Consider the following 13,389-nt stretch of genomic DNA (forward strand, 5'->3'; position numbering starts at 1 on the left):
CGTTTCTACTGGGACTGACCAGTTACGCCGTTACTTGCGGACGTATTGGTAGGCAATCGTGTGCGTGACCGGTTGGTTAGCAGGAAGAACAATGTCCCCAAAGTCCTCGTGATGAATAGCATCGGGGAGATTCTGCGCTTCCAAAGCCAAGGCGTTGTAATCGCGTTTGGCAGCCCGGGCCGGATCCGTGGCGTTGGCTGTGAAGACCACCACCCCGTTGCGGTCGGAATAGATCCGCACTTCCCGGTGACCGGTCGTATCGCCGACCGTGGCAATTGGCTCGTCGCCCGCCTTGACCTCAAAGGCATCGTCGTATTCGACACCGCCATTTTCGGCGAGTTGGGCTAACCCGTCTTTGATGGTCCGGGATTCACGGAAATCGTAGCCCGTACCAGCCACGTCAGCCTTTTCACCAGTTGGGATCTTTTCGTCGTTTAAAATTAAACGCTTGTCGGCATTCAAGGTCAACCATTGTTGATCCAAATCATGTTGATCGTCAGTTACATTAAAGTACGCGTGAATTGTGGGATTAAACAGCGTCGCAGCGTCGCTCTTCCCGTCAAACGTTACCGTTAACCGGTCGTTTTCGTCCAAGGTATAGGTAATCGTGGTCGTTAAGTTCCCCGGATACTGGTCATCTTGCGGGGTTGAGGTGTGGGTCAAAATCACACTAGCCGTGCTGGCCGTTTCCTTCGTCGTGGCGTCCCAGTTAACGTGCAGAAAGCCGTGGGGCCCACCATGAATGGCGTTTTTGCCCTCCGTAGCTTCGATGTGGTGGGGCGTCCCATCAATTTCAAACTCGGCCCCCTTGATCCGTCCGGCAACCCGACCGAGAGCTTGGCAGAGACAATAAGTATTGTTATCGTAAGCCGCTAAGTTGTCTTCGTGAACGGCGAGTTGTTGCCGTTTCCCATCTTCTAAGGCACTAAATTCTTGCAGGGTGGCCGCCCAGGTCAGAATCGCCGCGCGGGTCCCGTGTTGATTGGTTAAAACGTACTTGGTCACTTTTTGTTGGTGAAGTTCGCCAGCAACTTCTTGAGTAATTTGCATAAAAGAGACACCTCCAAAAATTCTAAGAATACGGTTACATTGTATAATACTCGGCGTTTAAGTACCATTGTTTTTCGCGATTAAGTAAAATTTTACGCAAATTTTCCTAACAAAAAGCCCCCGCTCACCGCGCGTAGCGGGAGCTGGGACTTTCTATAAATTAATGATCATTACGCAAAATCAATTTAGATAGGCCAGACGCTTCCGGGACCGGTCAGAAAACGGGCTGGAACGGAGCGGGCACGGCTTCAAGCCCCCCAAACCGGGTCTTGAAGACCGACCTTGGTCTAAGTCGTCTAAGAACGCCGACTAAGACCAATTTCACCCCTGAGCCCATTTTCTGCCTGGCCCTCCGGCTCACACTGATCACGATGGCTACTCGGATAGACTTTTCCGATTAAATAACACTGGAACGTTCGGAAGCGTCTCCCCACTCTTAATACTGCTTAAGTTGGGCCCGGATGATTTGCCAGGTCTCGGGGTCGTGGGTATCGATGGTGGACGGGAAAAAGCGCTGTAAATCCTGCTGAATGAACTGTTCGTTAATATGAAACCACTCGTCTTCACTGCTGGCATCCTGAAATTGATTCAGGTAATACGGATCGTCAATTTGAAGCAGCGTATGCAAAATCAAATCGCGTTGTTCGGGAGTCACCATCGCTATCGCCTCCTCGGGCTAGTTATTCATTAATTCGGTTAAGAGGTCCCGGGCAGACGCATTTAACTTGTCCTGGGACTTATCGTTGCCTAAATGGGTGTAGATTTCACCGATGTACACCTGTTCCTTGAAGAGTTCGGTAAAGACCGCGTCAATGATGGGCCGCGTCTGAGCCTCTTCTTGAACGGGGCCAAACGGGTTGGCAAAGAAGGTGGTGCTCATGCCGACCTCATCGGTGGTCCCTAACGCCCGCCGTTTGCCGGCCACGAAGGTCGCCTCGGCCTCGTCGCGGTCCGTGAAGCGGTGCACGCCAACGGCATCGTCATAGTTGTTGGCGTAGACCCACATATCGATGTGGTGTTGGGCCACCACGCGATCCCAGGTGTTAGCTGGGATAATCACCCGGGCGTTAGATAATTCGGGATTCATGTAAATCCCGCGATCCATGTTGTTAAAGGCGACTTCGCTGCTGAGGTCGTCCAAACGAACAAAGGCCCCGGTTTCGGTCCCCTGCGCGTAAACGCCCTTCTCGGGATCGAGGGTAAAGCTCCCCATGTCGTCGAAGATGGTTTCAATATTAACAATTTGTTCGTCGGCCACGTTCTGCAAGGCTTCGATGGATTCGGACTTGCCCGCCCCGGAGTCCCCGAAGAAGACCACGGTCTTGGTCTTGCCGTTCGCAAAGGTAATCTTGACCATTGAACCGTGAATCGGCAGGCGCTTTTGGGCGATCTGGTGCAGGTTATGCAGCGTCAGGCACATCTTCTTCATGTACCCAAAGTAGGTCGTCTGGTCGTTGTACGGCACTTGCCCCACGTAGATTTGGTTCTGCGCATCGTAGAAGTAGTGTCCATTTTCGGGATCCGCATCGCCCTGCGCACTCGGTGACCCGAAAAGTAAGATCAGGTCCGGCTTCTGGTTCAAGACTTCCTTACGATCGGCCAGTTGGAATAAGTTGGCCAGAGCCAATCCCGACGCCATGTAGTCGCGGTGGAAGTAGATATAAGCCAAGCTTTCACCAATTTTAGCCGGGTAGCACAGCCAGTCTTGCGTGGTCCCCGTGAAGTTCTTCAAGGGGTTTTCGTGACTGGCCGTGAAGCGGCCCTTCCGCTTGTTACTCTTAGTGTGGAGCATCATCGGTGGCCGCAGCATCAAGCGGTTCATGAACCGAATGTCCGTTAAGGCTTCGTACCCTGCCGGAACGGGCCACTGAACCTGTTGTAACAGGACGCAGGCGCTGGTCGCAGCGTTGGTTTGCCGGTAGACGTGGTTGGCGTGGCCCTGTAGCTTTTCCTCCACCGTGCGATACAGACGTAAGACCACGTCGTTGAAGCGTTGGTCGATGGTCATAAATTCACTGGCGACCACGTGATTTTGTTGGGTGGTCATCGTGGCGACCCGTAAGTATGACCGGTAATACGAGTAGAGGTCTTCGATGCTGACCAGGATCTCTTTACGCGAGAAGTGGTCAAACGCCCGCGGTTGATCGGTCAAGACGTCCTTTAAGGTGGTGATGTAGGTCTCGGGGTCCACCCGGTCATAGGTGGTCTCGGGATCGGCATCGTCGGGAATAAAGGCCCGTTGTTCGTCCAAAAAGAGCTTGACGAAGGCGGCGAACTCGTCACTGTTGATCAAATCAAAGGTGCTTGATAAGAAGCGAGCACTGTAGTTCAACACGGCCACGTTGCGGTCCGGGTTGGCGTAGAAGGTCCGTAAATCAATCGGTGCTGGTACTGACATAGAAAAACCCCTCTCATAGTTGTCTCATTATTTGATTATGACAAGTTTAGCCTATTTTCCAACCAGATGAAAGCCTTTCACCAAGCTTGGCTTAAAATTAAATTCGGCTGATCACCTCCCGTTTGGTTAGTGAATGGCCTAACTCATAGAAGCCGCCTATCAATTTCTCTACCCGTTGCTATTGGACTTTGGTCCTCACCCGACTAGCATAGATAGTGAACGGTTACACAATTTAAGGAGGATGATGAGATGACAACCGATTGGTTAGGACTCAAGGATCAGGTGTGCGTGGTCACCGGGGCGGTCGGCGGCATGGGCACCAAAATTTGTGGCGACTTAGCCGCCCAAAAGGCAACGGTCGTCGCCCTAGACAGACAGGCGGACCCACTAAACAAGTTGGTTAATCACTTAAAGGACACTGAAAACGTTTCAGCCCTCGACGTGGTCTGCGACGTCACCGACGAGGCCAGCGTGCAACGGGCCGTCGCCCAGGTCAAAGCGGCGTTTGGCCGGGTCGACGTGGTGATCAACACCGCCGGCATCTTGAAGTTTGACCCGTTAGAGGATCTCGACTATGCCACCTGGAAACAAGTTCTCGACGTTAATTTAAACGGCTACTACCTGGTGACTCACGAATTTGGTAAGCTAATGATCGCTCAGAAACACGGGACCTTTGTCCACATTTCCACGGTCGCCAGCGACATCCCCGAGACTTACAGTGGCGCTTACAGCACCAGTAAGGCCGGCGTCAACATGCTGTCCAAACAGGTGGCCGCCGAATGGGGCATGTTCGGCATCCGCAGCAACGTGCTGGAACCCTGCTTGGTCAAGACGCCCATGTCGGCGGCCTTCTACGCGGACCCGCAAGTCGAAAACGGTCGTAAAGAACTGACCGCCAGCAAGCGAATCGGAACCACCCAAGACATCGCCAACGCCATCTTATTTCTGGCCAGCGACCGCTCCAGCTACGTCAACGCCGCGGCCCTTCCCATCGATGGCGGTTTCAGCGTGATGATGCAAAACCAGATTCCTAAGCCCGGTGGCCGCCGGGGCTTTGCAGAAACGCACTAACCATTTCTAATTAATTCCAGAGCTAATCGCTAATTTTAGGTGTAACTATCAGCCCGTTTTCGGGGTGGCGGCTACACCTTTTGTTTCTCCTGTTTCTCCTGTTTCTCCTAGTTACCGCCCCCTAAACTGGCGTATACTAAGTGTAACTAATCACCATGGAGGCATTTACCGATGAAAAAATGGTTACTGGGCAGTATCGCCCTACTCATGGGACTGGGACTTCTGGGAAGCACTCCCGTTCAGGCGGCTAAATACACTGTCAAGATTGGTCCCACCACGGCTTTTAAAGAATTTTTACATATCTCGCCGTACTATCGCACCACTAAGACCGTCAAGGCTCAGATTGACACCAACCCCATCACCCGCACTAGCACCGCGGCAGCTACGCAAACGCTGACCATTCCCAAAGGAACCGTCCTGGCCGCCAACAACATCGCTAACCGTAAAGTTTATCAGATCGATGCGGCGCAATTAAGCTACGGTGTTTTAAAACCCCTGATTAAGAAGGGCGTCGTCCCCACCGACCAGTTCTACGGCAAAATTAAGGCCAGCGCTCACGCCCTAACGAAGGTGGCTCGGCCCACCTATTTGCCGGCATACAGTTACGGGGATCTCTACCCCGGCCAAACCACTCAGACCATCAATCACGTTTTCGGTGAACAGGTCGGCCCCAAAGTCCTCCTGACCTCCGATGGTTACCTCGAACGTCACGTGGCCACCAACTTGAAGGCCAACCAATTTGTGCGTTTACAGCTACGTCCCCAGAGCAGCGCCAAGATTCAAAAAACCACGGTCAAGGGGGCAACGCGCTACCTGTACTTTAAGACTAAGGTCGCGGGCATCCCCACTAAACACGTTCGCTCAACGGGGAACTACCGCTACCGCCTCGCGTTGGCCAACCGCCATCAGCCCATCTACCAACAGGGAAACTCGGATGATGACGGTGCCGGTAGCTTCTACAGTTTGTACCGCTTAGGTAAGCAAACCTATTTCACGCCGCTGGGTAACGACGGGTCCGGCGACTAACAGATATGATCTTCTAAATTAACTGGTCCTAGGCCACTGCGCCCCGGACCAGTTTTTGTACTCACTTTTCGTCTCATGGTACCGCCCTAGGGAGTTGCCTTCCCCGAAACTACAGGCTTATACTGTGAGTTAACAATTTTTTGGGAGATGATTTTATTAATAAACACGCACTAGGTCTTATGACGTGCCTTCTGAGCTTGGGATTTCTGAGTGCTCCCAACACCGCACTGGCCGCCAGTGGGACCGTCAAAATCGGCTCTGTTTCTGCGGACAAAACCTTCTTACATATTGCGCAACATTACCGCACGACCCGAACCACCAAGCTCCACGTGATGGTCACGGCCATTCACAGCCACCAAAGTGCTAAGACCAAAACGCTCACCCTCCCCAAGGGCGTGACGCTGGCCGCTAAACACGAAAATGGTGCCAACTATCGGTTAGACGCTTCTCTACTCAGTTATCGACGGCTCAAGCCGTTGATCAGCCAGGGTTATGTTCCCGTTTCGGGGGAGATGACCACCCTGAAGTCCCGCACACTAGTCAAGGTCAAACGACCTGCGTTTCTGCCAGCCTACAGCTACGGTGACCTCTATCCCGGCCACAGCCAGGCCGCCATTACCCGGGCCGCGGGCAACCAAGAAGCTAACCGAATTCAGCTAACGGCCGATGGTTACTTAGACCGCTACAAACCCAACCATCAGGTTCTCGCAACCGCTCGCTTACAGGTCACCCCCACGCTTCACGCGAAAATCCAGCGGACTCAAGTGACCAAAAACGGGACGCGTTACCTGTATTTCAAAACCAAGCTTCCGGGTCTCACCACCAAATACGTCCAACGAACGGGAACGGCCCGGTACCGCCTCACGTTGACCAATAATCACCGCCCCATCCACAATCCGGGTAACAGTGATAACGACCTCGCCGGCTGGTTTTATAGTTGCTACACGGTTGGCGGTCACGCCTACTTCACTCCATTAGGTAACGACGGTCCCGGCGATTAAGCCCACTAATCACGCAAAAAGACGCCCATTGAACGCATTCAGCGCACAATGGACGTCTTTAATTTTAGCCTTGTTTAGTTGATTGAACCGGTCACCCTCAAGCGACCCGGATCAAGCCAATCATCGGTTTAAGCTTGCGCCTTGGTCTTCCGACCATCCCGTAACATGGCCGCGAAGATAAAGCCCACGATGGAGACGACCAAGAAGGTCGCAAAGACCGCCCGGTAACCCGCCAAGTTGGCGTTCGCCGCCGTGGTCGTGGCCTTGTGGCTGGCCGTCACCATCGCCAAAATCAGCGTGGCCACGGCAACCCCGGTCGACCCTAGGATCTGCCGGACCGTGGTAATCACGGCGGTTCCGTGTGAAATCAGGTTATCGGGTAACGAGTTAGCGCCCAAGGTAACGGCTGGCATCATGACGAAGGCGTTACCCCCTTCAATCAGGGCTGCAATCAAGATCATGCTGAGTAAGGGTTGTTTCCCCGGCATCAAGACCAGTAAGGCCCAACCGACGACAATCATGCCCATCCCGGTCAACATGGTACCCTTAAACCCAATCTTATCCGCTAAGTGTCCGGTAACCGGGTTCAACAGGCTGAGTAAGACGGCCCCAGGAACCAGTGACATCCCGGAAGCAAACGGCGATAAGCCCAGCACCGTTTGATAATACAACGGAAAGATGATGGTGACCACGATCAACGCAATGTACGAGGTCCCGGTCAGCAAAACCGCCAAGTCGAAGTTAAAGGTCTTTAAGACCCGTAACTCCAGCAAGGGCGTGTCGACGTGGAACTGCCGCCAAACGAAGAACGTGACCAGTAACAGACTGACGATCAACAGGGCCCCTTGTAACCCCCAGTTGACACCGGCCTTCCCGATTTGGTTGACCACGTACAAAATCCCGATGAACCCTAAGCTCCCCACAACGGACAAGTAATCCAACCGTGACGTGTGCTGGGGCATGACGTCCTTAATGGTCTTAAGCGACAGGACGAAGACCACCGTGATGATCAACATGAAGACCACGAAGAGTCCCTGCCAGGTGGTGTATTTCAGGACGATCCCGGAAATGATCGGCCCCACGGCTAACGCGGACCCCATGACCAATCCGGCGAAGCCCATCACACCACCCCGTTTATCCTCCGGCGTAATGCGCAACATCACGGTTTGATACGACGGGAACATCACCCCGACGGCCATGGCTTCCATGACCCGCCCGAGCATCATCATCGGAAAACTAGTCGCTAAGTAAATGATAAAGGTCCCCACATCGAATAAGGCCAACATACTCATGAACAAAACGGGAAACCGTAAATTATTCAACAACCACGGACTGACCGGCATCATCACCACCATCACCAACATGAATCCGGTGGTCAACCACTGCACGGTTGACGCCGGCACGTTGAAGTAGTGCATCAGTGTCGGATAGGCCGTTGAGAGCGATGACTGACTGATGGACATAGTAAACGTCCCGGCCAGTAGCGTCCAGATAAACGCTAAATGATTATAAGGCCGCCCCTTTAAATCGATTGGTTGTGCTTCTGCCATCTTACCCACTCCTCTTTGCCTAGTTTAGAACTGTTCTTAACTATTCTATCGTAGCCCTTTTCTTAGTTTCTGTAAACTCGTAACGCCCGGTAATCGCCCTAGTTTGGCCACTGACTTAGCCAGGACGGTTCCCGGTTTCCCTCCGGCAGGATAAGTTACTTCCAGCGCCTTTTTTGGTACAATGGAGTTTATTAGGAATAGAAATCATTCTGGTAAATTAAAGGAATTGAGGGCAAGCCATGGACTTAGTAAGCTATTTACATGATGAAATTAACTTTCTCACCGAACAAATGAACGAAGCGGAAAAAGATAAGAACAGCTCCATGCGGTTTCTCTGCGATGCCCGGATCGAAGAAGCCAAGCACCTCTTAAACAAGATTGAAGCCGGAGACATCACTCAACTGACCAAAACCGAATAGGTGATTCAACGAGGGCGAGGCCACCATCTCGCCCTCGTTTTGGCTTTCAGCGAATCTAAGCCACCACTTAGTTCGCCGAATCGGTCGTTTTGGTGTAAATTAGAAGTGTCAATCAATTTAGAGGGGGTAACACGTTGATAACCATTAAATCAGCTCGTGAAATTGAAAAAATGCGTGAATCCGGTGCGGTCCTGGCTGGTGTTCATTTGGGCTTACGTAAGCTCATCAAGCCCGGTATCTCCAGTTGGGAAATTGAAGAATTTGCCAACAAGTACATCGAAGAACACAGGGCTAAACCGTCCGAAAAGGGCTTCGAAGGCTATAAGTACGCCACCTGCGTCAGCGTCAACGACGAAGTGGCCCACGCTATTCCGCGCAAGAACTTAATTCTAAAGAACGGTGACGTGGTCAAGGTCGACATGACCGTTAACTTGGACGGTTTTGAAAGCGACTCTTGCTGGGCTTACGCGGTCGGTGAGATCAGTGACGACGCCAAGCGGCTAATGGCCGTTACGAAAAAGGCGTTGTACCTGGGCATCGATCAAGCCGTTGTGGGGAACCGCATCGGTGATATCGGTCACGCCATTCAAGACTACGTCGAAACTCAAAATCACATGGGCGACGTTCGGGAATTGATTGGCCACGGTATCGGCCCGACCATGCACGAACAACCCAACGTCCCCCACTACGGGGAAGCCGGTCACGGGTTACGGTTACGCGAAGGCATGACTATCACCATCGAACCCATGGTCAACTTAGGCACTTGGGAAATCAAATCTAAGCCCACGGCTGACAAATCGTGGGAATACTACGTTTCGGCCGACGGATCGCTGTCCTGCCAATACGAACACACCCTGGCCATTACCAAGGACGGTCCCAAGATCTTAACGTCTCAAGATCCCGAATTTGACGCCAAGTATCTTTAATTAAGGAGGCGATCCCCATGGCGTTAACCAACCACACGTCCGAGAAAAACGTGGCGCACCTGTTCAATCAGATTGCACCCCAGTACGACCAGATGAATAGCGTCATCAGTCTGGGCACTCACCGACTCTGGCGCCGACGGGTCATGGGCGCCATGCGGGTGGCGCCGGGTAACTTCGCTCTCGACCTGTGTTGCGGCACCGGTGATTGGACGTTGGCTTTGGCTCAAGCAGTCGGCCCCCGTGGTCAAGTCGTTGGCCTCGACCTGAGTTCCGAAATGTTGGCGGTCGCTCGCCAGAAGGTGACAGCGGCCCATCTGCAAAGTCAAATCACGCTAAAGGCTGGCGACGCGATGCACCTCCCCTACCCGGATAACCACTTCGACGTGGTCACCATCGGGTTCGGCCTACGTAACGTCCCCGATGCTCAGCAGGTCTTAAACGAAATGACTCGGGTGGTCAAGCCCGGCGGTCAGGTGGTTTGTCTGGAAACGTCGCAACCCACCAATCCGTTAGTCCACGCCGGTTGGCAGGTTTACTTCGGTCACCTGGTACCGCTAATGGGGCGGGTGGTAGCGCACCATTACCAAGCCTACAACTACCTCCAACGGACCACTCACGAATTCGTCTCGGCCGAGACTTTAGCGCAAATGTTCACCCAAGCGGGGCTGCAACAGGTGCACTTTGCTCGGTTCAATCTGGGCGCGGCGGCCGTGCACTTCGGACTAAAGCCGCGCTCAAAATGATTAAAGACTTATCCGAACCACCGCTTCCGAGCCAGTCAGAATGGGCTGGAACGGGGGAGGTACGGCTTCAAGCCCCAAACACTGGGGCTTGAAGACCGACCTTTGCCTAAGTCCATTTCTGACCGGCTCTCCAGCTCGCACTAGAGTTAACACCACAATTAAGCGCCGATAGATATCCTAATTATCATAAACATCAAAGGCACTGTCTAAGAAGATGATCTTCTTAGACAGTGCCTTTGAATTACCATTTGGCAATGATAAGTCCGTACGGTGGGCAATCGTGGCCCGTAACCTCCACTCACAAGCTTAGCCGTGAGGGTGGCTCTGAGCGAGCTCAGTGGTGTCGTTTGGGTTAGTCAGCGTCCTGAGCTGGCTTACCCAAAGGCCAATCTTGAAGACCGCTCTTTGGCTTCAAGTTGCGCCCACCACGTTCCAGCTTGCTCAGAGCCACCCGGTAAGGCGACTGATTACCACTAGTTCATCCCTTTCGCCTAGTCCAAAGTGGCTTCGGCATCGCGAATCAACCCCAACACGTGCTGGTTATCGTTGAGCCGCGCAAAGGCCGCCGCATCGTCTAGATCCTGCTGGATTTTGGCGCGGTCAGCGTGATGTTGTTGCCGATTCAACGCCCGCCGCAAAATAATCCGTGCCAGATAAAACGTCACGTGGTACTGTGCACAGACCTTGACCCCGTAATCAAGTAGATCATTACTGGTCTCATAATCGCCCTGCTGACTGTAGAACTCGGCAGTGTAGTTAATAATGTTGAGCGCCCGCCAGATACTGTGCCGGGTCTTAAACGATAACTTACGGATCTCACCGAAGACTTTATTGAAATAAAACTCCGCGCGTTTAGAATCGTCGGCCTGATTGTAGGCGATCCCCATCCCCGTGTAGGCCAACATGGCATACATCGAGTGATGGCCCTCGTCCAACCGGTTTAAAATCTGCGAAAAATCGTACAACGCATCGCTAATACTCCCGTGCGACAGCGCCGTGGCGTATCCCCGCAGGAAGTAGTAGCGCAGTTGAAAAGTCACGGAATCGTCGATGGGATCGCCTAACTTCTCCAAATCCGCATGCACCATTGGGTACATCTCTTGTTGGAGGTGTGTTTCGGCCGACTCCAGAATCACCGCGCGCTTAGAATCACCACTCTGATTGACCGGAAACAGATCGTCTAGCGTGAGCTCCAAACGGTCACAGAGTTGCAGTAAGATTTTTAATGACGGGACCTTCCCGTTCCGTTCAAATTTACTTAAAGTTGCCTGCGTGCAAATTCCCTGGGCTAGTTGATCTTGCGACAGGTGCATCCGTTTGCGGGTCTCAATGAAGATTTCTACGTTCATGTTGTCAGTTCCTCATCCCTTGAATGGTTTTGGGCTTGTCTTTTTAGTGTACAAGATTATCACCTGATTGCCAACCATGCTGATTTTTGTCCCAATCACGCTTACGGCTCGCCGACACGAACGGGTTACCCGCGACCGTAAAGCGTAGCGGCTGATTGTGCCAACTGCCCTCACTGACCCCGATCCGGGCCGACGTCGCGATCTGCCGGGGCGTCCGGCTAGCCGTAGGGGTAATCCGCAGATTGTGCGCCCCTAATAGGGTCCGGTTCAAATCCTTGGTGTGAATCCCCAACGCCGCCATTAACTTTCCCGGGCCGTTGGTCACGTCCGGCACCGGCTTATCACGGTGCAGTTGCATCAATTCTAGTCCCTGGTGGGGCTCAATTCCCCGAATTAAGATTCCTTGGGGGGTGCCTTGCGGTTGGGCCGCCACGTTCAACATGTAATACCCCCGCAAGACGTATATGTAAATGGTTCCCGGCGCATCGTATAGCGCCGCATTAGCCGCCGTGTGTCGCCCGTTAAACGCGTGCGCGGCGGTATCCTGTTCCCCCAGATAAGCTTCGGTCTCCACAATCCAGCCGCTCATTATTCCGGCCTTAGTCTCATAGATCAACTCGTGGCCCAACAGGTCGCGGGCAATCTCCGGGGTGGGCCGGCCCATGTAAAAATCGCCGATTGCTGTCATTGCTAGAACTCCTTTCAATTAATAAAAGTTACTGTTGCCCCATAACTATTTTTTCAGCTCCCCCGTTCCTTTGCATGACCACTAACAAACGGTAGAATAGGCCTAGGAGATGATGTTTTTATGGCATTAAAGTTAGAACGTATTTACACAAAACCCGCCGACCTTACCGGTTACCGGGTCCTGGTCGACCGCCTATGGCCCCGCGGGATCTCTAAGGTCAACGCCCATCTCGACCACTGGGACAAAGAAATCGGCCCTTCGACCGATTTACGAAAATGGTTTAACCATGATCCCGAAAAATTTTCCGAATTTAAAACCCGCTACCTCGCGGAATTAAAAGCTAACCCCGCGTTGCCAGCGTTCTTGCAACAACTCACCGAACAACTCGCCACCCAGGACGTGATCCTCCTGTACGGCGCTAAGGACGAGACCCATAACCAGGCCGTCGTGCTTAAAGCTTTTCTGCAAGCACAGCTTGCGGGGCAAGTACCCGCCGCACGGTTGCAAGACTAAGAGCGTGAGTTCCCGGCAACATGGCCGCTACGGGGGTCAAGGGGACCGCATTGATGCCGATGGTCACACAGCCAGCCGCCGTAGCCGCCTGAACGCCCGTTACGGTGTCTTCAAACGCCACGCAGGCCCCCGGGGCCAAATCTAAGAGTTCGGCCGCCGCCAGGTAAACGTCCGGCGCAGGCTTACTGGCACCCAGATTAGCGGCCGGTACGATTTTATCGAAAACGGCGGACAACCCCAACCGGTCAATTTCGGCCGCCGCGTTCGTGGATGCCGAAGCTAACGCTAACGGGTACCCCGCTTGTTGGAGTTCGGTCAAAAAAGCCGTCACCCCGGGCAACCGGTTGGCCGGGGTCATAGCGGTCACGTACTGGCGATACAGGTCGTTTTCGTGGTCGGTCATGGCTTGAAACTGAGCCGCCGTCAGCGTCTTTGCGCGGCCGACCGAGGCTAAAATCGTAGTCAGTGAGTCCGCACGACTCATTCCTGGTAAGCGAGTCGCTAACGTTGACGTCCAAGGAATATCTAGTTCCCGCGCAACGGTTTGCCAAGACTTCAAATGGTACTGCCACGAGTCCGCAATGACCCCGTGCAGATCGAATAAAAACCCGTGAATCGTCGTCATTCGATTACCCCCTCGTCATCATGGGTGTTA

14 protein-coding genes are annotated in these 13,389 nt (G+C 53.2%); 7 read left to right on the top strand and 7 right to left on the bottom strand.

What is annotated here, in order from left to right:
* Window positions 1-30 precede the first annotated feature (30 nt).
* From FD25_RS13420 to FD25_RS13430, 3 genes are all read right to left on the bottom strand, one after another.
* Entirely contained in the window at window positions 31-1,050 is a 1,020-nt protein-coding gene (locus FD25_RS13420) for an aldose epimerase family protein (protein ID WP_057804756.1), read from the bottom strand.
* A 436-nt stretch (window positions 1,051-1,486) separates the two neighbouring features.
* A complete protein-coding gene (locus FD25_RS13425) occupies window positions 1,487-1,708 on the bottom strand; it encodes a hypothetical protein (protein WP_057804757.1) in 222 nt (73 codons plus the stop codon).
* Window positions 1,709-1,726: 18 nt separating this feature from the next.
* Window positions 1,727-3,448: a phosphoenolpyruvate carboxykinase (ATP) gene (locus tag FD25_RS13430; RefSeq protein WP_057804758.1), complete on the bottom strand. Its 1,722-nt coding sequence runs from the start codon at window positions 3,446-3,448 to the stop codon at window positions 1,727-1,729.
* 249 nt (window positions 3,449-3,697) lie between these two features.
* On the opposite strand from FD25_RS13430, the gene FD25_RS13435 reads away from it, so the two are divergent.
* From FD25_RS13435 to FD25_RS13445, 3 genes are all read left to right on the top strand, one after another.
* Window positions 3,698-4,519, top strand: coding sequence for an SDR family NAD(P)-dependent oxidoreductase (locus FD25_RS13435; RefSeq protein ID WP_057804759.1), 822 nt, complete (start codon window positions 3,698-3,700; stop codon window positions 4,517-4,519).
* A 171-nt stretch (window positions 4,520-4,690) separates the two neighbouring features.
* Complete coding sequence (locus FD25_RS13440) at window positions 4,691-5,545, top strand: hypothetical protein (RefSeq protein WP_057804760.1); 855 nt, start codon at window positions 4,691-4,693, stop codon at window positions 5,543-5,545.
* A 179-nt stretch (window positions 5,546-5,724) separates the two neighbouring features.
* On the top strand, window positions 5,725-6,546 hold the full coding sequence (locus FD25_RS13445) for a hypothetical protein (RefSeq protein ID WP_057804761.1): 822 nt from the start codon (window positions 5,725-5,727) through the stop codon (window positions 6,544-6,546).
* A 128-nt stretch (window positions 6,547-6,674) separates the two neighbouring features.
* On the opposite strand, the gene FD25_RS13450 is transcribed toward FD25_RS13445, so the two are convergent.
* Window positions 6,675-8,096, bottom strand: coding sequence for an MFS transporter (locus tag FD25_RS13450; protein WP_057804762.1), 1,422 nt, complete (start codon window positions 8,094-8,096; stop codon window positions 6,675-6,677).
* Between the two features lie 239 nt (window positions 8,097-8,335).
* Here FD25_RS13450 and FD25_RS13455 point away from each other — a divergent pair, with 239 nt between their 5' ends.
* The 3 genes from FD25_RS13455 to FD25_RS13465 all read left to right on the top strand — a co-directional run bounded on the left by FD25_RS13455 (window position 8,336) and on the right by FD25_RS13465 (window position 10,184).
* A complete protein-coding gene (locus FD25_RS13455; protein ID WP_057732624.1) occupies window positions 8,336-8,515 on the top strand; it encodes a hypothetical protein in 180 nt (59 codons plus the stop codon).
* A gap of 134 nt (window positions 8,516-8,649) precedes the next feature.
* Complete coding sequence (gene map, locus FD25_RS13460) at window positions 8,650-9,441, top strand: type I methionyl aminopeptidase (RefSeq protein ID WP_057804763.1); 792 nt, start codon at window positions 8,650-8,652, stop codon at window positions 9,439-9,441.
* Window positions 9,442-9,458: 17 nt separating this feature from the next.
* Complete coding sequence (locus FD25_RS13465) at window positions 9,459-10,184, top strand: demethylmenaquinone methyltransferase (RefSeq protein WP_057804764.1); 726 nt, start codon at window positions 9,459-9,461, stop codon at window positions 10,182-10,184.
* A 491-nt stretch (window positions 10,185-10,675) separates the two neighbouring features.
* Here FD25_RS13465 and FD25_RS13470 read toward each other — a convergent pair whose 3' ends face one another.
* Both FD25_RS13470 and FD25_RS13475 read right to left on the bottom strand, forming a co-directional pair.
* Window positions 10,676-11,533: a helix-turn-helix domain-containing protein gene (locus FD25_RS13470; protein WP_057804765.1), complete on the bottom strand. Its 858-nt coding sequence runs from the start codon at window positions 11,531-11,533 to the stop codon at window positions 10,676-10,678.
* Between the two features lie 43 nt (window positions 11,534-11,576).
* Entirely contained in the window at window positions 11,577-12,221 is a 645-nt protein-coding gene (locus tag FD25_RS13475) for a DNA-3-methyladenine glycosylase (RefSeq protein WP_057804766.1), read from the bottom strand.
* Between the two features lie 120 nt (window positions 12,222-12,341).
* Between FD25_RS13475 and FD25_RS13480 the strand changes: the two genes are divergently transcribed.
* Window positions 12,342-12,734, top strand: a complete 393-nt coding sequence (locus FD25_RS13480) for a DUF488 domain-containing protein (RefSeq protein ID WP_057804767.1) — start codon at window positions 12,342-12,344, stop codon at window positions 12,732-12,734.
* Here the strand turns inward: FD25_RS13480 and FD25_RS13485 are convergent.
* Window positions 12,673-13,359, bottom strand: a complete 687-nt coding sequence (locus FD25_RS13485; RefSeq protein WP_057804768.1) for an HAD-IA family hydrolase — start codon at window positions 13,357-13,359, stop codon at window positions 12,673-12,675. The genes FD25_RS13480 and FD25_RS13485 overlap by 62 nt on opposite strands.
* Window positions 13,360-13,389 lie beyond the last annotated feature (30 nt).

It is taken from the genome of Levilactobacillus acidifarinae DSM 19394 = JCM 15949, from assembly GCF_001434835.1.
In the GTDB taxonomy this organism is placed as follows: Bacteria; Bacillota; Bacilli; order Lactobacillales; family Lactobacillaceae; genus Levilactobacillus; species Levilactobacillus acidifarinae.